Raw genomic sequence first — 25,765 nt, forward strand, 5'->3', positions numbered from 1 at the left:
ACGGTACTCCCATGACTTTCGCCACCCTTGGCCTGATCGAACCCTTGCTGCGCTCCCTCGAGAAGCTCGGCTACCAGACCCCGACGCCGGTGCAGGCGCAAGCCATTCCGGCCGTGCTGGCCGGTCGCGACCTGATGGCCGCAGCCCAGACCGGCACCGGCAAGACCGCCGGTTTCGCCTTGCCGCTGTTGCAGCTGCTGAGCATGGAAGGGCCGAAAGTCGCTGCCAACTCGGTCCGTGCATTGATCCTGGTACCGACCCGCGAGTTGGCAGAGCAAGTCCACGAAGCCGTGCGCCAGTACGCCGAAAACCTGCCGTTGCGCACTTACGCGGTGTACGGCGGCGTCAGCATCAACCCGCAGATGATGAAGCTGCGCGGCGGCGTCGATCTGCTGGTGGCAACCCCGGGCCGTTTGCTCGACCTGTTCCGCCAGAAGGCACTGAAATTCAATCAGCTGCAAACCCTGGTGCTGGACGAAGCCGACCGCATGCTCGACCTGGGCTTTTCCGAGGAGCTGGCGAACATTTACCGCGCGCTGCCGAAGAAACGTCAGACGCTGCTGTTCTCCGCGACCTTCTCCGATGACATCCGCCTGCTGGCCGGGCAGATGCTCAACGATCCGCTGAGCATCGAAGTCAGCCCGCGCAACGTGGCCGCCAACACCGTCAAGCAATGGGTGGTGACGGTGGACAAGAAGCGCAAGCCGGAACTGTTCGTGCACCTGATGCGCAAGAACAAGTGGAAGCAGGTGCTGGTGTTCGCCAAGACCCGTAATGGTGTGGACTCGCTGGTCGAGAAGCTCCAGGGCCTGGGCGTGAATGCCGACGGCATCCACGGCGACAAGCCGCAAGCGACTCGGCAGCGGGCGCTGGACCGTTTCAAAATGAGCGAAGTGCAGATTCTGGTGGCCACCGACGTGGCGGCCCGTGGTCTGGATATCGAAGACCTGCCGTTGGTGGTCAACTTCGATCTGCCGATCGTCGCCGAGGATTACATCCACCGCATCGGCCGGACTGGCCGCGCGGGCGCGACCGGTGAGGCGATTTCGCTGGTGTGTGCTGATGAAGTGAACATGTTGTCGGCGATTGAAATGCTGACCCGCAGCACGTTGAAGCGCGAGATCGAACCGGACTTCGTGCCGGAGCACCGCGTGCCGGACACTGATGCCAGTGGCCAGGTGATCAAGAAGCCGAAGAAACCGAAAAAGCCGAAGGCTTCCGGTGGTGGCGGTGGCAAGCGCAATCTGGGCAAGTGGGTGGACAGCGGCGAGACTCAGGCGCCGGAGCCTTCGATCAAGCCTGTTCGTAAAGTGCCGGTGTTCAATACCGGGCCGCGTAAGCGTAAGCCTTGAAGATTGCCTTAAAGATCAAAAGCCCCCTCACCCTAACCCTCTCCCGGGGGGAGAGGGGACTGACGGGGTTGTTTTTGCGAGTTACGCCGACCTGAAATACCGAGTCGAACTCAGGTTGTGAAAAGCACTTGATCGATGAATCCATAATCGACTCGGTTTTTCAGGTCGATGTATGACGCCAGACACCGCGGTCGGCTCCCTCTCCCGGAGGGAGAGAGACTGATTGGGGGATGCTTCAGAGATGCGCCGACCTGATTCTGTTTTCCCGAATCCATAATCGACTCGGTCTCTCAGGTCGATGTATGACGCCAGACACCTCGGTCGGCTCCCTCTCCCTCCGGGAGAGGGCTGGGGTGAGGGGAAGAGGTGCAACTCGGTATCAGCGTCGTAACCAGTCCAGCATCCCCAACCCCGCCGCCCGGCCACTGGCAAAACACGCCGTCAGCAAATACCCGCCAGTCGGCGCTTCCCAATCCAGCATCTCCCCCGCACAGAACACCCCCGGCAACGCCTTGAGCATCAGCCGCTCATCCATCGCCTCGAACGTCACGCCACCAGCACTGCTGATCGCTTCATCCAGCGGACGGGTTTTCACCAAGGTCAGCGGCAAGGCCTTGATCGCCCGGGCCAACAGCGCCGGATCGGCAAACGTCGCAGCATCAGTGAGTTCACGCAGCAACGCCGCTTTCACCCCATCAATCCCGACCTGACTGTGCAGATGCTTGGCCATCGAGCGCGAACCCCGTGGTTTGCTCAATGCCGCCTGCAATTTATCCACAGGTCGGCCGGGCAGCAGGTCGATGTGAACAGTCGCTGCACCGTGCACATTGATCGCCTCACGAATCGGCGCTGAGAGCGCGTAAATCAAACTGCCCTCGATGCCGGTCGCAGTGATCACGCATTCACCCAGACGCGGAACATCGTCGTTCAAACCGATGGCGATATTTTTCAGCGGCGCGCCGGCGAATTTGCTGACCAGCACTTCGCTCCAGGTCTGCACCTCGAAGCCGCAATTGCTCGGCTGCAACGGCGCCAGTCCTACACCGCGTTGCTCCAGCGGCAGCATCCACGCACCGTCGGAGCCCAGCCGCGACCAACTGCCACCGCCGAGGGCGAGCAGGGTGGTGTCGGGGTTGAGGGTTTTCTCGCCTTCCGGGCTGTCGATGCGCAACGCACCCTTTTCATCCCAGCCGAGCCAGCGGTGGCGGGTGTGGATAACCACGCCGCTGTCGCGCAGGCGCTTGAGCCAGGCACGGAGCAACGGCGCGGCTTTCATGTCGGTGGGGAATACCCGGCCGGAGCTGCCGATGAAGGTTTCGATCCCCAGTTCGTGAATCCAGCGGCACAGTGCGTCGGCGTCGAACGCGCGCAGCAACGGGGCGATGTTCGGGGCGCGTTCGGCGTAGCGCGAGAGAAACGCCGGGTAGGCTTCGGAATGGGTGATGTTCATGCCGCCGACCCCGGCCAGCAGGAACTTGCGGCCCACCGAGGGCATGCCGTCGTACAAATCGACGCGGACTCCGGCCTGGCTCAGCACTTCGGCGGCCATCAGGCCGGCGGGGCCACCGCCGATGATGGCGACATGAGCGGAAGGGGCGGCGGAAGTCTGAGTCATGGCAGCGGCAATAGCGTGGCGGAATAAGCCGCGCATTCTAGCAGCAGCGGCCATCGTCAGGCCTGATCAAAAAACAACCAGCTTGCTGCAGGCCATGTTCAGCGTGGGCTGTAGTCCGTTTCGCTCAGGTTATCCACAGGCCGTTCCACAGCCATTGTGGGTAACGCAGCACAACTCAATGACAACCCGATGACTGCCAGACGCGCTGCGCACTGTGATGCAGGATGCCGTGACGGCGGGCCAAGGCCTGGCGATCCTTGCTGTAACCGCCGCCGATCACCCCGACCACCGGGATGTCGCGGCCCAGGCAGTGGCGCATCACGCTTTCGTCGCGGGCGGCGACGCCTTCGTCAGTCAGTTGCAGATAACCGAGGGCGTCGTCCTTGTGCACGTCGACACCGGCATCGTACAGCACAAGATCCGGTTGATACAGCGGCAGCAGGTAGTTGAGCGCATCGTCGACCACTTTCAGGTAATCGGTATCGCCCATGCCGTTGGGCAGCGGAATGTCCCAGTCGCTTTCGGCTTTGCGTGCAGGAAAGTTCCTTTCGCAGTGCAGGGAAACGGTGATCGCTTCCGGGGTGTTGTGCAGAATCCGTGCAGTCCCGTCGCCCTGATGCACGTCGCAATCGAAGATCAGCACCCGGTTCACCCGGCCGCTTTGCAGCAGGTAGTGGCTGATGATCGCCAGGTCATTGAAGATACAGAACCCGGCGGGGTAGTCGTAGTGCGCGTGATGGGTGCCGCCGGCGAGGTGACAGGCCAGGCCATGTTCCAGCGCTTTCTCTGCCGCCAGAATCGAACCGCCGACGGCCCGCACCGTGCGCCGGGCCAGTGCTTCGTTCCATGGCAGGCCGAGACGCCGCTGGTCTTCACGGGACAATTCGCCACTCATGTAGCGTTCGATATAACCGCGGTCATGGGCCAGGGCGAGGATGTCGGCAGGGCACAGTTCAGGGCGCAGCAGGTCTTCGTCGCGGGTCAGACCGCTGTCCACCAGGTGATCGCGCAGCAGGCGGAACTTGTCCATGGGAAAGCGGTGATCCGCCGGAAACTCGGGGCTGTAGTCTTCGTGGTAGATCAACGGCAATGGCATGGCGGACTATTCATAAAGGCTGTAGGAAAGAGTGCAAAGCCTACCAGCGATGTAGACTTGCGGCATGGAAACGGAGGGGCACGATGGAGCCGATACTTGAGCTGGAAAGCGCGAGACTGCTGATGCGTCAGTGGCAGGACGCGGATTTGCCGGCATTTGCGGCGATGTGCGCCGATCCGCAGGTGATGCGCTACTTTCCCGCCCCCTTGAGTCGGTTGGAAAGCGCCGCGTTGATTGGCCGTGTACGCGGTCATTTCGCCGAACACGGCTTTGGCTTGTGGGCGCTGGAACGCAAGGACACCGGCGAATTCATCGGTTTTACCGGGCTCGGCGTGGTCGGTTTCGACGCGCCGTTCACCCCGGCGGTGGAAATCGGCTGGCGCCTGGCGAAAGAACACTGGGGCCTGGGTTATGCCAGCGAGGCGGCGTGGACCGCGCTGCGCTGTGGCTTTGACCGGTTGGCCCTGAAGGAAATTGTGGCGTTCACTGCGCAGAGCAATCTGCCGTCGGAAAAGGTCATGCAGGCCATCGGCATGCATCACGACCCGGCCCATGATTTCGATCACCCGAAAGTGGCTGTCGATCACCCGTTGCGTCGACATCTGTTGTACCGCATCACCAGGGAGCAATGGCTGCAGACCCTGCATGGCTAAGCCGACACGGACGTTTACAAGGGCGCGATCATGGCTCGCGCCAGAACCTGAATTGGCCGCCGCAGCCAAGACTGCGCGGCATAGCGTTGTGTGAGGAGAGTCTGAATGAGCCAAGTGTTGGAAGATCTGGTGGATCTGCTGACCCTCGAACCGATCGAGGAAAACCTGTTCCGTGGTCGCAGTCAGGATCTGGGCTTTCGCCAGTTGTTCGGCGGCCAGGTGCTCGGCCAGTCGCTGTCGGCGGCCAGTCAGACCGTTGAAGAGACGCGTCATGTGCATTCGATGCACGGTTATTTCCTGCGCCCGGGCGATGCCAAGTTGCCGGTGGTCTACTCGGTGGATCGCGTACGCGACGGCGGCAGCTTCAGCACCCGCCGTGTGACCGCGATCCAGAAGGGCCACCCGATTTTCACTTGCAGCGCTTCGTTCCAGTACGACGAAGAAGGTTTCGAACACCAGAGCCAGATGCCGCAAGTGGTCGGCCCGGAAAACCTGCCGTCGGAGCTGGAACTGACCCAGCAACGCGCGCACCTGATCCCGGAACACATGCGCGAAAAACTGCTGTGCCCGAAGCCGATCGAAGTGCGCCCGGTCACTGAAAAAGACCCGTACAACCCGCAGCCGGCGGATCCGATCAAGTACGTGTGGTTCCGTGCCGACGGTGCATTGGCCGACATCCCGGCGCTGCACAAATACCTGCTGGCCTACGCCTCGGACTTCGGTCTGCTGACCACCTCGATGCTGCCGCACGGCAAATCGGTCTGGCAGAAAGACATGCAGGTCGCCAGCCTCGACCACGCCTTGTGGTTCCACAACGATCTACGCGCCGATGACTGGTTGCTCTACGCCATGGACAGCCCGTGGGCCGGCAATTCTCGCGGGTTCTCCCGTGGCAGCGTATTCAACCGCGCCGGGCAACTGGTGGCGTCGGTGACTCAGGAAGGCCTGATCCGTCATCGCAAGGATTGGGCATGAGTCTGGCGGATGTGCGGCACTGGGTGTTCGACATGGACGGCACCCTGACCGTCGCCGTGCATGACTTCGCGGCGATTCGCGTGGCGCTGGCGATCCCGCCGGAGGACGACATCCTTACACACCTCGCGGCGTTACCCGCCGAAGAAGCGGCGGCGAAACATGCGTGGCTGCTGGAGCATGAGCGCGATCTGGCGCTCGGCTCGACCCCGGCAGTCGGCGCGGTGGAGTTGGTGCGCGATCTGCACGCGCGGGGTTATCGCCTCGGCATCCTGACCCGCAATGCGCGGGAGCTGGCCCATGTGACGCTGGAGGCCATCGGCCTGGCGGACTGCTTTGCGGTGGACGATGTACTGGGCCGCGATGAAGCGCCGCCGAAACCGCACCCGGGCGGTTTGCTGAAACTGGCGGATGCCTGGCAAGTGCCGGCGAGCGAGATGGTGATGGTCGGCGATTACCGCTTTGACCTCGACTGCGGTCGGGCGGCGGGCACCCACACGGTGCTGGTGAACCTGCCGGATAATCCGTGGCCGGAGCTGACCGACTGGCATGCGAAGGATTGTGTGGAATTGCGGCGGATGTTGTTCGCTTGAAAAAAACGGGGGCTTCGGCCCCCGTTTTTTATTGGTCGAATATCGCTTTCTGGCCTTCCGGCGATGTCAGCATGCCGTCGCCGTTATGCCCGACACCGGGCACTTCCACCAGCCGCTGATTCACCCCTTCCGGATGCCGACGCAGCAGATAGCTGAAGAACATTTTTCCGCGCATCAGGCGATAGGCGCCTTGCGCTTCGGCGGCGCAGCTCTTGTCCAGGGCCGGGTGTTGCGGGTCGGTGTCCTGCTGGCCGAGCAGATAAATCACCTCACGTTTGACGTAACTGCCTTCAAGCTGCGCAGGCGTTTGCCCACCGGAGTAGATCGGCGGATCCACCAGACCGTACTTCCAGCGATTGAAACCCGGGCACTGCGCGTGATCGAACGCTACCGGCCGTTGTTCATTGAAGTAGGCGTACGACGACGGGTTGGCCACCACATAACGCAAGCGAATGCCTTCGGCCTTGAGTGCCGGCTGTTCGCGGGCCAGCAGGGCATAGCGCTGCACCACCTGACCGCCGCCGGAGTGGCCGAAGATCACGATCTGCTTCACGTCCGGAAACTGCTTGCGGTCGCTGAGCCGGCCAATGATTTCGTCGAGGGCGGCATAAGAACTGAGCGCGTTCGGCCCTGTGGATAACCCGCCGCCCATCCACTCATTGCCTTTCCAGCGCAGGACGCTGGCGGGCAACGAATAGAGGGCGACATCGCTTTCGTTGAGAAACTGCGGGGCGATCACCAGGGTGTTGGCGGTTTGCCCGGCCAGTTCGGCGGCGCTCTCGCCACTTTTGCGATAGGTCTCGGCGTTGCGCAGCTTGCCATGAATGACGATCAGCACCCGCTCGATTTTCGCTGGCGCCGGGCCGATGCCCACCGCCATTTCGCCGGCCTGCAATTGCAGGCGTCCGGGACTGATCGCGTCGACGCCGGCCGCTTGTGCGGTGCCGCCGATGAACAGTAAAGCCAACAGCCATTTATGCATTTACAGGTTTTTCGCCGCAAAGGTATCGCACTGGCCGACCTGGCCCTGGGCGAATCCGGTTTTGAACCAGCGCACCCTTTGCGCCGACGTACCGTGGGTAAACGAGTCCGGCACCACACGGCCCTGACCCTGTTGTTGCAAGCGATCATCACCGATGGCGTTCGCCGCGTTCAAGGCCTCTTCGATATCGCCCGGTTCGAGCCAGTTCAGACGCTTCTGGGCGTTGTAGGCCCAGACACCGGCCAGGCAATCGGCTTGCAGTTCCTGGCGCACCAGCAGACCGCCGTCACCTTCCATCTGCCGACCTTGCTGGCGGGCGGCCTGGATTTTCGCCGAGACGCCCAGCAGCGTCTGCACATGGTGTCCGACTTCGTGAGCGATCACGTAGGCCTGGGCAAAGTCGCCGGCCGCCTTGAAGCGTTGGGACATTTCCTGGAAGAACGCCATGTCCAGATAGACCTTCTGGTCCGCCGGGCAATAGAACGGGCCGGTGGCCGAGGTGGCCATGCCGCAGGCCGAATTGACCCGGTTGCTGAACAGCACCAGGGTCGGGTCTTTATATTGGCGACCGGCCTGCTGGAAGATCGCGCCCCAGGTGTCCTCGGTGTCGCCGAGAATCGAACGCACGAATTCGGCCTGTTCATCGTTTGCCGGTGGTGCCTGACGGGTTTGCGAAGTCGGTGCGGCTTGCTGTGTGCCTTGGCCGGTGAGCTGGCCGAGAATCTGTAGCGGGTCTTGCCCGGTGATCCAGCCGATACCGACGATCAACAGGATCGCCCCGAGGCTCAGGCCTTTGCCGCCACCGAAGCGCATGCCTCCACCGCCACCGCCCATGTCATCGCCACGGGCATCGACGACGTTGTCACTGCGTCGACCTTTTCTCCATAGCATGTGGGAATCCTCGTCTGTTCAGGTGGAAAGTGTGTGGTGATGAGTGTTGCTGGTGTGTGAGTGTGGCGCCAGTCCGGTCGTCCGTCCATTCGCACACAGACAAACAGGCCCGACCTCGCGTGACGAGGTCGGGCCTGTTATTGACGAGCACGGGCGCCGGGAATTCAATCCGCCGACGAATTTCTTTCGCCGGGTCAGGTGTCAGCGGTCGAAGGCGTCCCACACCGGCGCGAAGTCCGGGCTGACCTGACGTTCGCGTTTGGACAACGCGGCGATCAGCGCACGATCGTCATGGTCCAGTTCGACCTTCAGTGACGCCAGGTTGGCCAGTTGATTGGCCCGGCTGCTGGCCTTGGGAATCGCTGCGACATTGTCCTGATCCAGCAACCACTTCAGCGCGACCTGAGTCGGCAGCACACCATGTTTTTCGGCGATCTGCTGAATCTGCGCAATATCCGAGACCTTGTTACGCGCCAATGGCGTGTAGGCCGTCAGCGCCAGATCGTGTTGACGGGCGTAGTCGAGCAGGGCGTTTTGTCCGAGCAGGACGTGGTACTCGACCTGAATGGCTGACAGCGGGATGCCGTATTCCTCGACGGCTGTGCGAAGCAACGGCAGCGGAAAATTCGCCACGCCGATATTGCGAGCCAGGCCTTGCTCTTTGAACGACGCGAGGGTCTCAAGAGTGCGTGGCAAGTCCCAGTCAGTAGTCGGCCAATGGATCATGAACAGATCGACGTACTCACTGCGCAACGCCTTGAGGCTGCGATCCAGCGAGTGACGCATGGCATCCGGTTGCAACTGGTCCCACCAGACCTTGGTGGTGACGTGGATCTGCTCGCGGGGTGTCGGCGTATTCACCAGTGCCTGTCCGACTGCGTCTTCATTGTTGTAGGCCGCCGCCGTGTCGATGTGCCGGTAACCGAGCTCCAGTGCTTGCTCCACGGCGCGGGTGCATTCGTCGCCGAGCATCGGCCAGGTGCCGAGGCCGAGTTTGGGCAGGTTCAGTCCTTGTCTGTTGACGATGTGCTGCATGGTCGGCGCTTCCTGCATTGATGGGGTTTCAGAATGGGATTGCGAAAACTAAACAACGCCAGCCAGTAGGGGCAACTCGTCAGCCGAGAAAGGGGGCGATTATCGAGCGGTCAGTTCCAGATTTCGCAATCGCTGATATGTATTTTAGAATCGGCAAAATTTCACTGGGATCGCACCATGGCCGGCAGTCAGATCGAACGGGTTTTCAGCGTACTGGAGAGCCTCACCCACGAGCCGCGCGGACTGCCGCTGCAAACCCTCGCCGAACAAATCGACATTCCGAAAAGTGCGACACATCGCTTGCTCGCCGAATTGTCCCGGCTGGGCTATGTCCGGCAGAACCCGGAAACCCTGCGTTATCACTTGTCGACCAAATTGGTGGCGATGGGTTTTCGTTACCTGTCGAGCAGCGGCGCCGACATCGTGCAGCCGGTGCTTGATCGACTGGCGCAGGAAACCGGCGAGCTGGTACGACTGGGCGTCACCGACGGCGAGCGTCAGACCTGGATTGCCAAGTCTCAGGGCGCACGCAGCGGTTTGCGTTACGACCCGGACATGGGCCGCGATGCGCCGCTGTTCTACACCGCGTCCGGCCATGCGTGGCTGGCGAGCATGAGTGATGCCGAGGCCTTGTCGCGGGTTGAACGTCAGGCCGCCGAAATGCCGGCGGATATCGGGCCGAATGCACCGCGAACGAACATTGAATTGCTCGAGCATCTGCGCGTGGCGCGGGAGCAGGGTTACGCCTGTGTCGAAGAGAGTTCGGCGGTAGGCACATCGGCCATTGCCGCCGTGGTGCGGCATCCGGCAGATGGTCGAGTGATCGGGGTATTGAGCATTGCCGGACCGAGTGCGCGGATGCCGGGGGCGAGGTTGCATGAACTGGCGCCGCTGTTGTTGAGGTTTACCGAGGAGTTGTCGGCGGCGAGCCTGGCTTCGGAGCTGTTCGTCTAGCCGCGCAACGGAAGACGGGATCGGGTTGTCTGTAAAGCTGTGCGTTGATCGCACAGAATTTGGCTTGAAGGGTGTGAGAATTTGGAACCTGGTTCTAAATTATCGCTGGAGGCTTTTTCCTCATTTTGATTTCTAGAGATAGCCAATGACCGTCAGCACCCCGCTTTCCGGCGTCAACCAACCCTTCAAGGGGATCTTGCTGATTGTCGTGGCGACGTTCCTGTTCTCCAGCCACGATGCGCTGTCGAAATACCTCTCGGGTTTTTATCCGATCATCATGGTGGTGTGGGCGCGGTATCTGGTGCACACGCTGCTGATGGCGGGGATTTTTCTGCCGCAGTCCGGGTTGCGCGTGCTGCGCACTAAACGCCCGTTGTGGCAGTTGGCGCGGGCGTTGTGCCTGCTGGGCACCAGCCTGTTTTTCACTACGGCGCTGCTGTACATCCCGTTGGCCGAAGCCACTTCGGTCAACTTTCTCGCGCCGGTGCTGGTGACGGCGCTGTCGGTGCCGTTGCTCAAGGAGCGGGTGACGCGGGGCCAGTGGATCGCGGTGATCTGCGGGTTTATCGGCGTGCTGATCATCGTCCACCCCGGTGGTGAATTGTTCACCCCGGCGATTTTGTTGCCGTTCTGCTCGGCGCTGTTTTTCTGCTTCTATCAATTGCTCACCCGCAAGCTCAGCGAGATCGACAGCCCGACCACCAGCAACTTTTTCGCCGGGTTGTGCAACACGCTGGTGATGAGTGCGCTGGTGCCGTTCTTCTGGCAAGTGCCGAGCCTTGGGCACGCTTTCTTGATGCTGGCGCTGGGCACGTGCGGGATGACGGCGCACCTGTTTCTGACCCAGGCGTTTCGCCATGCCGCGCCAGCGTTGCTGGCGCCGTTCGGCTATTGCCAGATCGTGTTTGCGGGGTTGTTGGGGTGGCTGCTGTTTGCCCACACGCCGACCCTGATGACGGTGATCGGGATCGCGGTGATCTGTTGCAGCGGACTGGCGGCAGCGTGGCAGCAGAGCCGGCGCTGAAAGGAAAACCGGCCTGAAATCAGGCCGGTCGGTGCAGGAAGGTTATTCGGTGATGGTAGGAATTTTGCGCGGTGCCATGAAGTACATCCAGGTCAGCGCGATGAAGTACATCGCCGGAATCAGGGTGAACAGCACGGTGTAGTTGTTGTTGGTGACGGTGAGGATGTGGCCGACGATCTGGGTCATGAACATCCCGCCGATCGCTGCGCACATGCCGCCGAAACCGAACACCGTGCTCATCATGTGCTTGGGCGTGTAGTCCATCACCAGGCTCCAGATGTTCGCCGTCCAGGCCTGGTGCGCGCCGATGGCCAGGGAGATGGCCGCTACCGCAACCCACAGGTTGGCGGAACCGGCCGCCATGACCACACCGATGATGCAGCAGGCGAACAGGAACATCGACAGCAGCCGTGCCTTGATCGAATTCATGCCGCGACCGATCAGGAACGAAGACAGAATCCCGCCGCCCACGCTGCCGAAGTCGGCGGTGACGTAGATGATGATCAGCGGAATGCCCATCTGGGTGACGTTGATGCCCAGGTTGTATTGCTGATTGAGAAACGGCGGCAGCCAGTACAGGTAGAACCAGAACACCGGCGCAGTCAGCGAGTAGGCGAGGGCGAAGGCCCAGGTGCCGCGCATGCGCAGGATTTTCGAGAACGGCACGCGGGCCTGTTCCGGTTCGACTTCTTTCTGGATGTAGTCCAGCTCCGACTGTTTCACGCTCGGGTGATCTTCCGGGTTGAAATACTTCAGGCCCCAGAACAGCAACCAGATCCCGCCCAGTGCCGACATGCACAGGAACGCGGCCTGCCAGCCCCACACATGAAGAATCAGTGGCAGCAGCATCGGAGTGAACATCGCGCCGACGTTGGTGCCGGCGTTGAAGATGCCAGTGGCGACAGCACGTTCGCCGGCCGGGAACCACAGGCGCGTGGTTTTCACACAGGCCGGATAGTTGGCCGCTTCGGTCAGGCCGAGGATGAACCGGCAGACCATGAAGCCCACCGCCGAGGTCGCCAGACCGTGGGCGCCGGTGGCCAGGCTCCAGAGCAGCACGGCGCAGAAGAACACCCGTTTTACGCCGACACGGTCGATCAGTCGTCCTTGCAGCACGAAGCCGATGGCGTAGCCGACCTGAAACCAGAAGTTGATGTTGGCGTAGTCCATCGCCGTCCAGCTCATTTCCTTGGCGAGGATGGGCTGCATGACGCCGAGGGCCGCGCGGTCGATGTAATTGAGGGTGGTGGCGAAAAACACCAGCGCCAGCATGCCCCAACGGGTCTTGCCGACGGCCATGGCGCCGCGGATCTTGTCGCCGATGCCACCCGTGGCAGTGCTCATGGCCGGGGCCATGCGGGAAGTCTGTGAAGGAATCATGTGTTCCACCCGTTTTTGGATTTGTTATTTGGTGTGCTTTTTTTGTGCACGCTGCGACCGGTGGTTCAGATCCGGACTCAAGGTGAAAGGGATGTTGGGCAGTGGGCGAAAAATCGTCAATTCGCCAAACCGGCATTGTGTTCGATAATCGCACGCAAAACTAACCGGGTAGTACAGTTTAAATTGCTCAATGAAAAACCGGGACCAATAATTCGCTCACCTTATAAAAGCGGCGCAATCCTCGTAGCCGACGTCTCCACCGGGAGTTGAAACATGCAGCGATCCATTGCCACCGTTTCCTTGAGCGGAACCCTGCCGGAAAAACTCGAGGCCATTGCCGCCGCCGGGTTCGACGGGGTGGAGATTTTCGAGAACGACCTTCTGTACTACGACGGCAGTCCCCGGGAAATCAGGCAGATGTGCGCCGACCTCGGGATTGCCATCACCCTGTTCCAGCCGTTCCGCGATTTCGAAGGCTGCCGCCGCGATCGTCTGGACCGCAACCTGGAGCGGGCCGAACGCAAGTTCGATCTGATGCAGGAACTGGGCACCGACCTGGTGCTGGTGTGCAGCAACGCCTCCCCTGACAGTATCGGCGATCAACAGATCCTCATCGATGACCTGCGCCTGCTGGCCGAACACGCCGGCGCCCGTGGCTTGCGCATCGGTTATGAAGCGCTGGCCTGGGGTCGTCACGTCAATACTTATCAACAGGTCTGGGACATCGTGCGCCAAGCCGATCACCCAAGCCTCGGCGTGTTGCTCGACAGCTTTCACACCTTGTCGCTCAAGGGGGATCCACGGGCGATTGCCGAGATTCCCGGCGACAAGATTTTCTTCGTGCAAATGGCCGACGCGCCGATCCTGGCGATGGATGTGCTGGAGTGGAGCCGGCATTTCCGCTGCTTCCCGGGACAGGGTGAATTCGATCTGCCGGGCTTCCTCGCGCCAATCATCCAGAGCGGCTACACCGGGCCGCTATCGCTGGAAATCTTCAACGACGGCTTCCGTGCCGCGCCGCCTCGGGCCAATGCGGCTGACGGTCTGCGTTCGCTGCTGTATCTGGAGGAGAAAACCCGCCAGCGTCTGGAGCAGGACATCCGTCCTGTGGATAACCGCGAAATCCTCTTCGAGACGCCGAAGGCCAGCGCCTACAACGGCATCGAGTTTCTTGAGTTTGCCGTCGACGAAGCGCTCGGCGCCAAACTGTCGAACTGGCTTGAGCGACTGGGTTTCGTCAAGGCCGGGCAGCATCGCTCCAAGAGCGTCAGCCTGCTGCGCCAGGGCGATATCAACCTGATCCTCAACTCCGAACCTTACTCGTTCGCCCACAGTTTCTTCGAGTCCCACGGCCCGTCGCTGTGCGCCACCGCCGTGCGGGTCAAGGACAGCGCCAGTGCGCTGGCCCGCGCCGTCGCCTATAAAGGTCAGCCGTATCGCGGACTGGTCGGCCCCAACGAGCTGGAACTCGCAGCGGTGCGTGCGCCGGATGGCAGCCTGATTTATCTGGTGGATGAAGAGGCGGATGTCTACGGCACCGACTTCAATCTGCTGCCGGATGCGGTGGCTCGCGGCGGCCTCAAACGCATCGATCACATGGCCATGGCGCTGCCGGCGGACAGCCTCGACAGTTGGGTGCTGTTCTACAAGAGCCTGCTGGATTTCGAGGCCGACGACGAAGTGGTGCTGCCGGATCCGTACGGTCTGGTGAAGAGTCGCGCGCTGCGCAGTCGCGACAGTTCGATCCGCTTGCCGCTGAACATTTCCGAGAACCGCAACACCGCGATCTCACACGCGCTGTCGAGTTATCGCGGTTCCGGGGTGCATCACATCGCCTTCGACTGCGACGACATCTTTGATCAGGTCAGCCGTGCCAAAGAGGCGGGCGTACCGCTGCTGGATATCCCGCTCAACTATTACGATGATCTCGCGGCGCGTTTCGATTTCGATGACGAGTTTCTCAGCGAACTGGCGTACTACAACGTGCTCTACGACCGTGATGCCCAGGGCGGCGAGTTGTTCCACGTCTACACCGAGCCGTTCGAAGGGCGCTTCTTCTTCGAGATCATTCAGCGCAAGAACGGTTACGCCGGTTATGGCGCGGCCAACGTCGCGGTGCGACTGGCGGCAATGGCCAAAGCACGCAGTGGCGCTGTTCGCCAGGCGAAGTTGTAGGAAATTCGTAAACGCGGGATTAAACACGGGTCGCGCGGCTTCCTTCGCTGGGGCGCGCGGCCCATAATCGCCAGCCTGTGCAGTGATGGCCGTGAGCCCGCAATGACAATGACTTCAGAACTTTCCGCAGCCCCCGTTTTACCAGCGGTAGAGCCGCGCAAGAGTCGCAAGAACAACCCGGAAAAAACCCGCGAAAACATCCTCCAGGAAGCGATCGTCGAGTTCGTCCAGCAGGGCCTGTCGGGTGCTCGTGTGGACGCGATCGCCGAGCGTATCCACACCTCCAAGCGCATGATCTATTACTACTTCGGCAGCAAGGAGCAGTTGTACGTCGAGGTGCTGGAGAAGCTCTACGGCGATATCCGCAGCACCGAAAGCCGTCTGCACCTGGCCGAGCTGCCGCCGGTGGAAGCGATCCGGCGCCTGGTGGAGTTCACCTTCGATCACCACGACCGCAACGTCGATTTCGTGCGCATCGTCTGCATCGAAAACATCCACAACGCCGAGTATGTGAAGCGTTCCGATGCGATCAAGGCGATGAACAACACGATCCTCGATTCGCTGGGCGAGATCCTGGCGCGCGGTGCCGCTGAAGGTGTGTTCCGCGCCGGGCTCGACGCGCTGGACGTGCATCTGCTGATCAGTTCGTTCTGCTTCTATCGCGTGTCGAACCGCCACACGTTCGGTGAGATCTTTCAGATCGACCTGCCGGACGAAACCATCAAGCAGCGTCATCGCGAAATGATTTGCGAGTCGGTGCTGCGTTACCTGCAGGCCTGATCGGTATCGAGGGGGCGTCGCCCCCTCACGGTTTTATCCTTTCATGCTTTGAAAATGCGCTAGCATTCGCTGCGCATCCGGCGCCACGCCGCTGAACAGTTCAAACGCCTTCACGGCCTGAAACACCGCCATGTTGCCGCCATCCAGGGTTCGGCAACCCAAGGCGCGGGCGTTGCGCAGCAGTTCGGTTTCCAGCGGGAAATACACGATCTCCGCCACCCACAATTCTGGACGTAGCAATGCTGCCGGCAGCGGCATGCCCGGCAATTTGGCCATGCCCATTGGCGTGGTGTTCACCAGCCCGTCAGCGTGACTCAACGCACTCGGCAGATCATGTCCGGCCACGGCGCGGCCCGCGCCAAAATGCTGATTGAGGTTGTTGGCCAGGCTTTCGGCCCGCTCAATGTCCACATCAAAAATGCTCAGTTTTTGTACGCCTTCGCTCAACAAGGCGTGGGCCACCGCCGCACCGGCGCCACCGGCGCCCATCTGGACGACGTGCTCGCGGGCGACGTCTGGCAGGCCGCGACGAAATCCTTCGGCGAACCCCAGGCAGTCGGTGTTGTGGCCGACGCGTTTGCCGTCCTTCAACACCACGGTGTTGACCGCTCCGATGCCTCGGGCCTCGGGTGACAGTTCATCGAGCAGCGGGATGATTGCCTGCTTGCACGGGAAGGTGATGTTCAGGCCGGTGTAGTTCATGCGTTCGGCGGCCAGCAGCAGGTCGGGCAGGGCGTTGCTGTCCAGTTGCAGTTGATCGAGATCGATCAAACGGTACAGGTAGCGCAGGCCCTGTTCGTCACCTTCGTGTTCGTGCAGCGCCGGGGTGCGTGACGCCTGAATGCCGGCGCCGATCAGCCCGGCCAGTATCACGTTGTTGCGGAACATGCGGTTCCCCCCTTCAGACGCTGGCTGAAATGCTCCAGGGCCAGGCGATAGCCATGGCTGCCGAAGCCGCACATCACGGCCGTGGCGATGGCCGAGACGAACGAGTGATGACGGAACGGCTCGCGGGCGTGGACGTTGGACAGATGGACTTCGATCACCGGCAATTCGCTGGCGACCAGGGCATCGCGGATCGCTACCGAAGTGTGAGTCCAGGCGGCCGGGTTGATGACGATGCCGGCGCAGCGCTGGCGGGCGCCGTGAATCCAGTCGAGCAGTTCGCCTTCATGGTTGGTCTGGCGAAACTCCACGGCCAGGCCGAATTCTTCGGCGGCGCGCCCGCACAGGGCAGAGATGTCGGCCAGGGTTTCGTGACCGTAGGTCGCCGGTTCACGGGTGCCGAGCAGGTTCAGGTTCGGGCCGTTGAGCACCAGAACGATAGGGGGCATGGGGGCAAACTCCACTTATTGTTTTTGGCTTGGGTCGAGGGTTTCGACCTGTGGAGTTAAATTGTACTAGCTGGTTACTTTAATCAATTGCTCTACATCGACAGTCCTGTTTTGTGTGCGGTGATCGCACACTGGCAAGAATCAACGCGGCAATTGCTCCACCAGAAAATCAATGAAAGCCCTGACTCGCAGCGGCATGTGGCGATTCTGCGGGTACAGCAGGGTGAATGGCCGCGAGCGTCCGCTGTAGGGTTTGAGCACTTCCACCAGCGAGCCGTCGGCCAGTTCCTTTTCCACAATGAAGCGATAAGTCTGGAACAGCCCAGCGCCGTGTCTGGCCAGGGTCACGCCTCCGAGCACGTCATCGGAACAGCAGAAATTGCCCTCGGCGAGGATTTCCCGTGGCGCGTCCTCGTCGTAAAACAGCCAGGTGATTCGCCGCCCGCTGCTGGGCAATTCGTACTGGATGCACTCGTGCTGTTCGAGGTCTTCGAGGGTCTGCGGCGTGCCGGCGCGTTTCAGGTAATCGGGGCTGGCGACCATCACCAGCGCCGCATCTTCCAGGTGTCGGGCGATCAGGCCTGAGTCGGGAATGGCCCGCACGCGGATCGCCATGTCGTAACCCTCGCCGACGAAGTCGATGTTGCGATTGCTGATGTGCATGTCGACCTTCACCTGAGGAAAGCGCGCGCGAAACGCGGGCAGCAGCGGCAGGATCCGATGATGGGCGTAGGTCGTAGGAATACTGATGCGCAGGGTGCCGGACGGTTCCTGCTGCTGGCCCATGACTTCCCGTTGTGCCTCGACCAGCTGCGCCAGTGCCTGACGGCATTCTTCGTAGTAGCGCCGGCCGCTGTCGGTCAATTTCACACTGCGGGTGGTGCGCGCGAACAGCCGCACGCCCAGGCGTTCCTCCATGCGTGACACCGAGCGGCTCACGGCAGCCGGCGTCACCGAAGCCGCCTGCGCCGCGCCGGTGAAACTGCCGCACTCGGCGGCCAGGCAAAACAACTCGATGCTGCCTAGCTGAAGATCGTCGAAGTGTCGCTGCATGATTGATTACACCGGGGAATGAGTCTTCGTATGTAGCAAATGCGCGGCCGCTGCGAAAGAACTGCTTACCATTTTGCGCGGGGCTTTCCTGAATCCCGCACTAGGCTCGAAAACGTAATGACCATTGAAGGCAACAATGCCGATGGTCGGAATTGTCAGGGAATGGCAGTTTTCGAAACTCTTTAACCTAACGGATGGGTTAGCATGAAAGTGTGCAGTTACAAGGGATTGTCGGTGGTGATCATGCTGCGAGACGAACATTGTCCGCCCCATGCGCACGTAGATTCAGGTGCATGGAGTGCCCGCTTCAAATTCAGCTTCTGGCACAACGGCGTGGAGTTATGGGATGTGGTGCCGCTGTCGCGTCGGCCACCGATTGCAGTGCTTGAGGGGTTGCGCCAATCGCTCCGTGAAACCGTTCATCTGCGGCGGGCTCGCCGAATTTGGTGGACTCGTTTGCAGACGGCGTGTCTCGATAATCAATGGTGGGACGGGGACTCGAACGAAGTGGCCGTCATGCGCGAAGTCACCAATGCAACCTTCAGAATCGGATCGGCGTATTACGAGCCAGAAGAAAACAAAACCTTGCTGGCCCTGGTCGGTGCTCAGGAAGGTGTGGAGATCGAACTATGAAAACAGTAAAGGCCGGTTTGCATGCTGATCGACCGGTAACGGAAAAGCGCCTCGATGAAGCTGTCGATCGCGGGGGGCTGCGCCGACGCAGCAGCCTGCAAGCCGTATCGGTGTCCTTTCAGAAACCGTGCCTGGTGATTCACTTTGAAGACGACAGCGGCGTGCTGCTGCCAGTGAATCTTTACCGGGAATTCGATGATTTCGAACCGGAAGACTTCAGCGGATTGATCGTCGGTTTTGCCGGCACTGCCCTTTGCCACGATGGCAAGGACCTGCAGGTTTCCATCGCCGGCATGATCTCGGCCAGTCAGCCATTGATGGCCATGGCAGCCTCGGTGATCGCTTCCCGCAATGGTCGCCAGAGCAGCGCCGCCAAGGCAGAAGCTGCACGGGCCAACGGCAGGAAGGGCGGGCGCCCGCGCAAGATCGATCCTGTGTCATGAACAGGCACAAAAAAGCCGTCGGTCAGGACGGCTTTCTTGTTTCTGGCACCTGCGATCAACGCCGGGTCAACAGCACGCCGGATTCCATGTGGTGGGTCCACGGGAACTGGTCGAACAGCGCACAGCGGGTAATGCGATGCGTGTCGTGCAGTTGGGCGATGTTGGCCGCCAGGGTCTCCGGGTTGCAGGAGATGTACAGGATGTTGTCGAAGCGACGGGTCAGTTCGCAGGTGTCCGGGTCCATGCCGGCCCGTGGCGGGTCGACGAACACGCTGCCGAACTCGTAGCTCTTCAGGTCGATGCCGTGCAGGCGACGGAACGGGCGAACTTCGTTCAGGGCTTCGGTCAGCTCTTCGGCGGACAGGCGCACCAGGGTGACATTATCCACAGCGTTTTCAGCCAGGTTGCTCAACGCCGCGTTAACCGACGTCTTGCTGATTTCCGTGGCCAGCACTTTGCGCACGCGGGTCGCCAGCGGCAGGGTGAAGTTGCCGTTGCCGCAGTACAGCTCCAGCAGATCGTCGCTGCGATCGCCCAGTGCTTCGTATGCCCAGTTGAGCATCTTCTGGTTCACGGTGCCGTTGGGCTGGGTGAACGCGCCTTCCGGCTGGCGATAGCTGAAAGTGCGACCGCCGACTTCGAGTTTCTCGACCACGTAATCGAGGCCGAGCACTTCGCGCTTGCCCTTGGAGCGACCGATGATGCTGACGCCCAGGTCCGCCGAAAGCTTGGTGGCCGCCGCATGCCAGTGCTCGTCCAGCGGACGGTGATAGCACAGGGTAATCATCGCGTCGCCGGCCAGGGTGGTCAGAAACTCCACCTGGAACAGCTTGTGGCTCAGCGCCGCGCTGGCCTGCCATGCCGCTTTCAATTGCGGCATCAACTGGTTGATGCGCAGGCTGGCGATCGGGAACTCTTCGATCAGGATCGGCGTGCGTTTGTCATCCTGCGAGAACATCGCGTAATGCCGCTCACCGCCCTCGCGCCACAGGCGGAATTCGGCACGCAGACGGAAGTTCTGCAGCGGCGAGTCGAACACCGCTGGCTCCGGTGCGTCGAACGGGGCCAGCAGGTCACGCAGGCGCGTGACCTTGTCTTCGAGTTGTGCGGCGTAGGCCTGGGAATCAAAAGTCATGCGTTGAACCAACCCAGCTTGATCACGAACAGAATCGACAGGATCACCAGCGCCGGGTTCAGCTCACGGGCGCGGCCGGACAGCAGTTTGATTGCAGTCCAGGCGATGAAGCCGAAGGCGATGCCGTTGGCGATGGAATAGGTGAAGGGCATCGCCAGTGCGGTGACCACGACCGGCGCGGCGACGGTGATGTCGTCCCAGTCTATTTCCGCCAGGCCCGAAGTCATCAGCACGGCGACGAACAGCAGGGCCGGTGCGGTGGCGAAGGCCGGCACGCTGGCGGCCAGTGGCGAGAAGAACAGCGCCAGCAGGAACAGGATCGCGACAACGATGGCGGTCAGGCCGGTGCGGCCGCCGGCGCTCACGCCTGCAGCGGACTCGATGTAGCTGGTGGTGGTCGAGGTGCCCAGTAGCGAACCGGCCATTGCCGCCGTACTGTCGGCGATCAGTGCGCGGCCCATCTTCGGCATGTGGCCGTCCTTGCCCATCAGGCCGGCGCGCTTGGCGACGCCGATCAGGGTGCCGGAGTTGTCGAACAGGTCAACGAACAGGAAGGCGAAAATCACGCTGACCAGACCGATGTCCAGTGCGCCCTTGATGTCCAGTTGCAGGAAGGTCGGGGCCAGCGAAGGTGGCATCGAAGTCACGCCGCTGAACGGGGTGAAGCCCATCACGATCGAGACGATGGTCACTGCCAGAATGCCGATCAGCACTGCGCCGCGTACTTTCAGGGCTTCAAGGGCGACGATCAGGGCGAAACCGAGGGTGGCGAGGATCGGTGCCGGTTGCTTCAGGTCACCGAGGCCGACCATGGTCGCCTGGTTACTGACCACGATACCGGCGTTGTGCAGGGCGATCAGTGCCAGGAACAGGCCGATACCGGCGGCAATCGCCGAACGCAGCGGCAGCGGGATACTGTTGATGATCCATTCACGGATGCGGAAGATCGACAGCAGGAAGAAGCACACGGCCGAGATGAACACTGCACCCAACGCCACTTGCCAGGTGTGGCCCATGTGCAGCACGACGGTGTAGGTGAAGAAGGCGTTCAGGCCCATGCCCGGCGCGAGGGCGATCGGGTAGTTGGCGATCAGGCCCATCACCGTGGAGCCGATGGCAGCCGCAAGGCACGTGGCGACGAACACCGCGCCTTTGTCCATGCCGGTCTCGCCGAGGATGCTCGGGTTGACGAACAGAATGTAGGCCATGGCCAGGAAGGTCGTGACGCCCGCCAGAATCTCGGTCCGCACGTTGGTGTTGTGTGCCTTGAGTTGAAACAGCCTTTCCAGCATGTCTGCTCCCCGTGGCGCGCGTGGCGCCGTGAATGTATCGACCTCAACAGCAAAGCACAGACCGTCGCAAGCGCCTGGAAAATTGTGGTGGGCCGGAAAAAGCCGCGCATCATACCAGCAGCGTGAGGAATATGGCGGATGTTGGTATCGATCGTCGGCGAAGTTTTGTGTCGCGGCCAAACCGGCCATACTGCGCGCTGATTTTTCGGGAATGGATCGCATGAACAAGCATTGGATGAAGGCCTGCGGGTTGATCGCACTGTTGCTGACCGGGGCACCCGCTGCATCCGCCGCATCGGCACCGCCACTGAGCGAGGTGAAAGTCATCAAGGTTCAGTCGGCGTCCTGCGGGCTCGAAGACATTACCGATGGTCAGGTGCAGACCCGGTGCGATCACAGCGCGCCGGGCATCAAGGTTTATGTGCTGGAAATCGGCTATGGCCAGAGCCAGCCCCAGGCCGCACTGGACGGTTTTGAAGTGAACGGCACGCGAAGCCCGGTGTGTGCCTTCGATAACGGCAATCTGACCGAGTGCACGCCCGGCAGTAAAACCGTTGGTTCTCTCTATACCTTCGATCTGGCAGGCCGGCAGGAGGGCACTTTCACGTTCAGCAACACATCAATCAACGCCCCGCGCAACACGATGTCGACTCAGCTTTACATCAAGTAACGGCGCAGGCTGAACGGTTCGGGACAAAGCTGACTAAGCTTAATGAACCACTCAGCGGATTGCGCCCATGACCTTTAGAGCCCTGATTACCCTCGCCGAGGGCATCGATGATCTGCAATGCGTGACCCTGATCGACGTGCTGCGCCGCGCCGGCGTCGAAGTGGTGGCCGCCAGCATCGAAGGCCGGCGCATGCTGACCTGTGCCCGAGGCACGCGACTGACCGCCGACGGCATGCTCATTGATGTGCTGGCCCAGACCTTCGACCTGATCGTCCTGCCCGGTGGCATCGTCGGCGCTCAACATTTGGCGGCCCACCAGCCTTTACAGCAACTGCTCAAGGATCAGGCCAGCGCCGGGCGACTGTTCGCCGCCATCGCCGAATCCCCGGCGGTCGCACTGCAAAGCTTTGGTGTTTTGCGCCAAAGACGCATGACCTGTTTGCCCGCCACCAGCCATAACCTCTCCGGATGCACGTTTGTCGATCAACCGGTGGTGGTCGACGGCAATTGCATCACTGCCCAAGGCTCCGGCGCCGCGCTTGCGTTTGCGCTGACGCTGGTCGAGCAACTGGCGGGCAAGGCCGCCAGATCGAAGGTGGCGGGGGAGTTACTGGCCTGAGAAAGTCAGGCCTTCACCTCTTCCACCGGCACATGCATCCGGTCGCGATTGGCCAGGGTCGGGAACAGTTTGATCCAGGTTCCGGTCACCACCAGCGTACCGATCCCGCCCATCACCACTGCCGGTACGGTGCCGAACCAGTGGGCGGTGAGGCCGGATTCGAATTCGCCCAACTGGTTCGAGGCGCCGATGAACAGGCCGTTCACCGCGCTGACCCGGCCGCGCATTTCGTCCGGGGTTTCCAGTTGCACGAACGAGGCGCGGATCACCATGCTGATCATGTCCGCCGCGCCGAGCACCACCAACACTGCGAGCGAGAACCAGAACGAGGTCGACAGACCGAAGGCGATGGTGGCCACGCCGAATACACCGACGGCGGTGAACATCACCCGGCCGACGTTGCGTTCGACGGCGAAGCGCGCCAGGAACAGCGACATCATCAACGCCCCGACCGCCGGCGCCGAACGCAGCAACCCCAGGCCCCACGGCCCGGTCAGCAGGATGTCCTTGGCGAACACCGGCAACAATGCCGTGGCACCGCCGAGCAGTACGGCGAACAGGTCCAGCGAGATCGCCCCGAGGATATCCGGGCGGCTGCGGATGAAACGAATCCCCGCCAGCAACGAGTCCAGCGTCGCCTTGCCCTTGTTCAGTGGGGTTTGCCGTGCAGGCAGGTTGAGCATCAAGGTGCAGGCGATGACATACAGAATGACCGTCGGGCCATAGACCCACACGCTGCCGAAGGCGTAGAGCAGACCGCCCATCGCCGGGGCGACGATAGTGGCTGATTGCTGCGCCGATTGCGCGGCGGCGACCGCCCGCGGGAACAAAGCGCTGGGCACGATACTCGGCAGCAGCGCCTGGGTGGTCGGCATCTCGAAGGAGCGCGCGGCGCCCAGCAGGAATGCCAGGATAAAAATCATTTCCCGGGTGACATGGTCGGTGGCGCTGCCGATGGCCAGTGCCAAGGCGATCAAGGCCTGTAGGGACTGACAGATCGCCGCGACCCTGCGCCGGTCGTAGCGGTCGGCGACATGCCCGGTGTGCAGCATGAACAGCACCCGTGGCGCGAATTCCACCAGGCCAACCAGACCCAGGTCGAGCACGTTGCCGGTCAGTTGATAGAGATTCCAGCCGATCGCCACGGTGAGCATCTGGAAACCGCTGGCGGTGAAGATCCGGGCAAACCAGAACGCAAGAAAGGGGCGGTGGTGGCGTAACAGCAAGGGCTCTTGGCTGGGCATCTGCGGGCCGGTCTTGAACGAGGGGAACCGCGAGATTATCACCAGTCTGTAACAGGAAGTTGCTATGACAAAAAATTTAGTTAGCCAGGCATCGATTTTTCGGGACCCGGACACTCAACCCGGCCATCGATGTATTTCAGGGCTTTACCAAGACTCTGAGGCAACTTGTCACGCGGCAAAAGACCACGCGGTTCCCCGTCGGAAATGGGACTACTCTTTCAACGTTGATTGATCCAGATCAAGACCCTTCGCGGAACTGATCCGGGACCCGTCGGCAGACTCCCTGCGTCGCGATGCCTGTAAAAAGAAGAACGAATCCGAGTTCGCCGCACTCCATACCCGTGGGGGCAGTGGTTCAAGGCCGCCAGCCTTGGAACCGTTATCTGATAGAGGAAAGCTTATGTTCGGTTTAGAGGCACTAGATCTCGCCCGAATTCAGTTCGCGTTCACCATCTCGTTCCACATCCTGTTCCCGGCGATCACCATCGGTCTTGCGAGTTATCTCGCGGTGCTGGAAGGCCTGTGGCTGAAAACCGGCAACGACACCTACCGCGATCTCTACCATTTCTGGTCGAAGATCTTTGCCGTCAACTTCGGCATGGGGGTGGTCTCGGGCCTGGTCATGGCCTATCAGTTCGGCACCAACTGGAGCCGCTTCTCGGACTTCGCCGGTTCCGTCACCGGGCCTTTGCTCACGTATGAAGTGCTTACGGCTTTCTTTCTCGAAGCCGGTTTCCTGGGCGTCATGCTGTTCGGCTGGAACAAGGTCGGACGCAAGCTGCACTTCTTCGCCACGGTCATGGTTGCCATCGGCACGTTGATTTCGACGTTCTGGATTCTGGCTTCCAACAGCTGGATGCAGACCCCGCAGGGTTTCGAGATCGTCAATGGCCAGGTCATCCCGACCGACTGGCTGGCGATCATCTTCAACCCGTCGTTCCCGTATCGCCTGATGCACATGGCGACGGCGGCGTTCGTGGCGACCGCATTCTTCGTCGGCTCCTCCGCGGCCTGGCACCTGCTGCGCGGCAAGGACAACCCGGCGATCCGCACCATGCTGTCGATGGCGATGTGGATGGCGTTGATCGTTGCGCCGATCCAGGCGGTCATCGGCGACTTCCACGGCCTCAACACCCTCAAGCATCAGCCGGCGAAAATTGCCGCGATCGAAGGCCACTGGGAAAACCACGGCGACGAAGCGACGCCGCTGATCCTGTTCGGCTGGCCGGACATGAAGGAAGAGAAAACCAAGTACGCGGTGGAGATCCCGTACCTCGGCAGCCTGATCCTGACGCACTCGCTGGACAAGCAAGTTCCGGCGCTCAAGGAGTTTCCACCGGAAGACCGGCCGAATTCGACCATCGTGTTCTGGTCGTTCCGGATCATGGTCGGCCTCGGTTTCCTGATGATCTTCACCGGTCTTTGGAGCCTGTGGCTGCGCAAGCGCGACACGCTCTACACCTCGCGGCCGTTCCTGTACCTGGCGTTGTGGATGGGCCCGTCTGGCCTGATCGCGATCCTGGCGGGCTGGTTCACCACTGAAATCGGTCGTCAGCCGTGGGTGGTCTACGGGCTGATGCGCACGGCGGATGCGTCCTCCAACCACAGCTTCATGCAGATGAGCATCACACTGATCATGTTCGTGGTGGTGTATTTCGCGCTGTTCGGTGCGGGTCTGGGCTACATGATGCGCCTGGTGCGCAAAGGGCCGAAGACCGACGAAGGCAAGGAAACCAACGACGGTGGTCCTGGCCAGAAACGCACACCGGCCCGTCCGTTGTCCGCTGCCGACGACGATGGCGCCGAACACGATCGCAGCCTGACCAAGGAGATTTGAATC

General features: G+C 61.4%; 25 protein-coding genes. 13 read left to right on the forward strand and 12 right to left on the reverse strand.

The features are described from left to right. Window positions 1-11: 11 nt before the first annotated feature. Window positions 12-1,352, forward strand: a complete 1,341-nt coding sequence (gene rhlE1 / locus AC1RR7_RS22400; protein WP_273538422.1) for an RNA helicase RhlE1 — start codon at window positions 12-14, stop codon at window positions 1,350-1,352. Between the two features lie 379 nt (window positions 1,353-1,731). On the opposite strand, the gene AC1RR7_RS22405 is transcribed toward rhlE1, so the two are convergent. Together AC1RR7_RS22405 and AC1RR7_RS22410 are read right to left on the reverse strand one after the other, a co-directional pair. Continuing rightward, window positions 1,732-2,967, reverse strand: coding sequence for a TIGR03862 family flavoprotein (locus tag AC1RR7_RS22405; protein ID WP_273538424.1), 1,236 nt, complete (start codon window positions 2,965-2,967; stop codon window positions 1,732-1,734). A gap of 175 nt (window positions 2,968-3,142) precedes the next feature. Next, window positions 3,143-4,063, reverse strand: a complete 921-nt coding sequence (locus AC1RR7_RS22410) for a histone deacetylase family protein (RefSeq protein WP_493158458.1) — start codon at window positions 4,061-4,063, stop codon at window positions 3,143-3,145. Window positions 4,064-4,146: 83 nt separating this feature from the next. On the opposite strand from AC1RR7_RS22410, the gene AC1RR7_RS22415 reads away from it, so the two are divergent. The 3 genes from AC1RR7_RS22415 to AC1RR7_RS22425 all read left to right on the forward strand — a co-directional run bounded on the left by AC1RR7_RS22415 (window position 4,147) and on the right by AC1RR7_RS22425 (window position 6,281). Further along, entirely contained in the window at window positions 4,147-4,716 is a 570-nt protein-coding gene (locus AC1RR7_RS22415; RefSeq protein ID WP_102621130.1) for a GNAT family N-acetyltransferase, read from the forward strand. A gap of 105 nt (window positions 4,717-4,821) precedes the next feature. Continuing rightward, window positions 4,822-5,691 (forward strand): acyl-CoA thioesterase II, encoded by an 870-nt coding sequence (gene tesB / locus AC1RR7_RS22420; RefSeq protein ID WP_085712241.1) that lies wholly within the window; start codon window positions 4,822-4,824, stop codon window positions 5,689-5,691. Next, window positions 5,688-6,281 (forward strand): HAD family hydrolase, encoded by a 594-nt coding sequence (locus AC1RR7_RS22425; protein WP_273538849.1) that lies wholly within the window; start codon window positions 5,688-5,690, stop codon window positions 6,279-6,281. Before tesB ends, AC1RR7_RS22425 begins: the two co-directional genes overlap by 4 nt. A gap of 28 nt (window positions 6,282-6,309) precedes the next feature. Here AC1RR7_RS22425 and AC1RR7_RS22430 read toward each other — a convergent pair whose 3' ends face one another. From AC1RR7_RS22430 to AC1RR7_RS22440, 3 genes are all read right to left on the reverse strand, one after another. After that, window positions 6,310-7,263: a S49 family peptidase domain-containing protein gene (locus tag AC1RR7_RS22430; RefSeq protein WP_096820822.1), complete on the reverse strand. Its 954-nt coding sequence runs from the start codon at window positions 7,261-7,263 to the stop codon at window positions 6,310-6,312. Next, entirely contained in the window at window positions 7,264-8,154 is an 891-nt protein-coding gene (gene ypfJ / locus AC1RR7_RS22435; RefSeq protein WP_096820823.1) for a KPN_02809 family neutral zinc metallopeptidase, read from the reverse strand. Window positions 8,155-8,355: 201 nt separating this feature from the next. Then, entirely contained in the window at window positions 8,356-9,189 is an 834-nt protein-coding gene (locus tag AC1RR7_RS22440; RefSeq protein ID WP_493158460.1) for an aldo/keto reductase, read from the reverse strand. Window positions 9,190-9,366: 177 nt separating this feature from the next. Here AC1RR7_RS22440 and AC1RR7_RS22445 point away from each other — a divergent pair, with 177 nt between their 5' ends. Both AC1RR7_RS22445 and AC1RR7_RS22450 read left to right on the forward strand, forming a co-directional pair. After that, complete coding sequence (locus AC1RR7_RS22445; RefSeq protein WP_096820824.1) at window positions 9,367-10,143, forward strand: IclR family transcriptional regulator; 777 nt, start codon at window positions 9,367-9,369, stop codon at window positions 10,141-10,143. Between the two features lie 145 nt (window positions 10,144-10,288). Beyond that, entirely contained in the window at window positions 10,289-11,167 is an 879-nt protein-coding gene (locus AC1RR7_RS22450; RefSeq protein ID WP_273538853.1) for a DMT family transporter, read from the forward strand. A 42-nt stretch (window positions 11,168-11,209) separates the two neighbouring features. On the opposite strand, the gene AC1RR7_RS22455 is transcribed toward AC1RR7_RS22450, so the two are convergent. Continuing rightward, complete coding sequence (locus AC1RR7_RS22455) at window positions 11,210-12,547, reverse strand: MFS transporter (protein WP_397482743.1); 1,338 nt, start codon at window positions 12,545-12,547, stop codon at window positions 11,210-11,212. A gap of 273 nt (window positions 12,548-12,820) precedes the next feature. On the opposite strand from AC1RR7_RS22455, the gene quiC reads away from it, so the two are divergent. Then, window positions 12,821-14,722: a 3-dehydroshikimate dehydratase QuiC gene (gene quiC, locus AC1RR7_RS22460; protein ID WP_273538856.1), complete on the forward strand. Its 1,902-nt coding sequence runs from the start codon at window positions 12,821-12,823 to the stop codon at window positions 14,720-14,722. A gap of 102 nt (window positions 14,723-14,824) precedes the next feature. Next, window positions 14,825-15,502, forward strand: coding sequence for a TetR/AcrR family transcriptional regulator (locus tag AC1RR7_RS22465; RefSeq protein WP_096820828.1), 678 nt, complete (start codon window positions 14,825-14,827; stop codon window positions 15,500-15,502). Between the two features lie 33 nt (window positions 15,503-15,535). Here the strand turns inward: AC1RR7_RS22465 and AC1RR7_RS22470 are convergent, their stop codons facing one another. The 3 genes from AC1RR7_RS22470 to AC1RR7_RS22480 all read right to left on the reverse strand — a co-directional run bounded on the left by AC1RR7_RS22470 (window position 15,536) and on the right by AC1RR7_RS22480 (window position 17,889). Further along, entirely contained in the window at window positions 15,536-16,390 is an 855-nt protein-coding gene (locus AC1RR7_RS22470; RefSeq protein ID WP_493158462.1) for a shikimate dehydrogenase, read from the reverse strand. Then, entirely contained in the window at window positions 16,372-16,836 is a 465-nt protein-coding gene (gene aroQ / locus AC1RR7_RS22475; protein WP_493158463.1) for a type II 3-dehydroquinate dehydratase, read from the reverse strand. The genes AC1RR7_RS22470 and aroQ overlap by 19 nt, the downstream gene beginning before the upstream one ends. Window positions 16,837-16,977: 141 nt before the next feature. After that, window positions 16,978-17,889, reverse strand: a complete 912-nt coding sequence (locus AC1RR7_RS22480) for a LysR family transcriptional regulator (protein ID WP_102621123.1) — start codon at window positions 17,887-17,889, stop codon at window positions 16,978-16,980. Window positions 17,890-18,093: 204 nt separating this feature from the next. Here AC1RR7_RS22480 and AC1RR7_RS22485 point away from each other — a divergent pair, with 204 nt between their 5' ends. Then, window positions 18,094-18,522, forward strand: a complete 429-nt coding sequence (locus tag AC1RR7_RS22485; protein WP_273541113.1) for a DUF4160 domain-containing protein — start codon at window positions 18,094-18,096, stop codon at window positions 18,520-18,522. Further along, window positions 18,519-18,965: a hypothetical protein gene (locus tag AC1RR7_RS22490; protein ID WP_493066467.1), complete on the forward strand. Its 447-nt coding sequence runs from the start codon at window positions 18,519-18,521 to the stop codon at window positions 18,963-18,965. The genes AC1RR7_RS22485 and AC1RR7_RS22490 overlap by 4 nt, the downstream gene beginning before the upstream one ends. Window positions 18,966-19,020: 55 nt before the next feature. Here AC1RR7_RS22490 and trmA read toward each other — a convergent pair whose 3' ends face one another. Together trmA and AC1RR7_RS22500 are read right to left on the reverse strand one after the other, a co-directional pair. Then, window positions 19,021-20,100 (reverse strand): tRNA (uridine(54)-C5)-methyltransferase TrmA, encoded by a 1,080-nt coding sequence (gene trmA / locus AC1RR7_RS22495; protein ID WP_114885665.1) that lies wholly within the window; start codon window positions 20,098-20,100, stop codon window positions 19,021-19,023. Beyond that, window positions 20,097-21,392, reverse strand: coding sequence for an NCS2 family permease (locus AC1RR7_RS22500; protein ID WP_273541115.1), 1,296 nt, complete (start codon window positions 21,390-21,392; stop codon window positions 20,097-20,099). The genes trmA and AC1RR7_RS22500 overlap by 4 nt, the downstream gene beginning before the upstream one ends. A gap of 220 nt (window positions 21,393-21,612) precedes the next feature. On the opposite strand from AC1RR7_RS22500, the gene AC1RR7_RS22505 reads away from it, so the two are divergent. Next, a complete protein-coding gene (locus AC1RR7_RS22505; protein WP_273541294.1) occupies window positions 21,613-22,062 on the forward strand; it encodes a DUF4879 domain-containing protein in 450 nt (149 codons plus the stop codon). Between the two features lie 67 nt (window positions 22,063-22,129). Continuing rightward, complete coding sequence (locus AC1RR7_RS22510; protein ID WP_273541292.1) at window positions 22,130-22,681, forward strand: DJ-1 family glyoxalase III; 552 nt, start codon at window positions 22,130-22,132, stop codon at window positions 22,679-22,681. Window positions 22,682-22,686: 5 nt separating this feature from the next. Here AC1RR7_RS22510 and AC1RR7_RS22515 read toward each other — a convergent pair whose 3' ends face one another. Continuing rightward, window positions 22,687-23,925 (reverse strand): MFS transporter, encoded by a 1,239-nt coding sequence (locus AC1RR7_RS22515; protein ID WP_493158465.1) that lies wholly within the window; start codon window positions 23,923-23,925, stop codon window positions 22,687-22,689. A gap of 400 nt (window positions 23,926-24,325) precedes the next feature. Here AC1RR7_RS22515 and AC1RR7_RS22520 point away from each other — a divergent pair, with 400 nt between their 5' ends. Then, a complete protein-coding gene (locus tag AC1RR7_RS22520; protein WP_493158467.1) occupies window positions 24,326-25,762 on the forward strand; it encodes a cytochrome ubiquinol oxidase subunit I in 1,437 nt (478 codons plus the stop codon). The last annotated feature ends 3 nt before the right edge of the window (window positions 25,763-25,765 follow it).

This window comes from Pseudomonas sp. GW821-FHT11G12 (assembly GCF_058808055.1).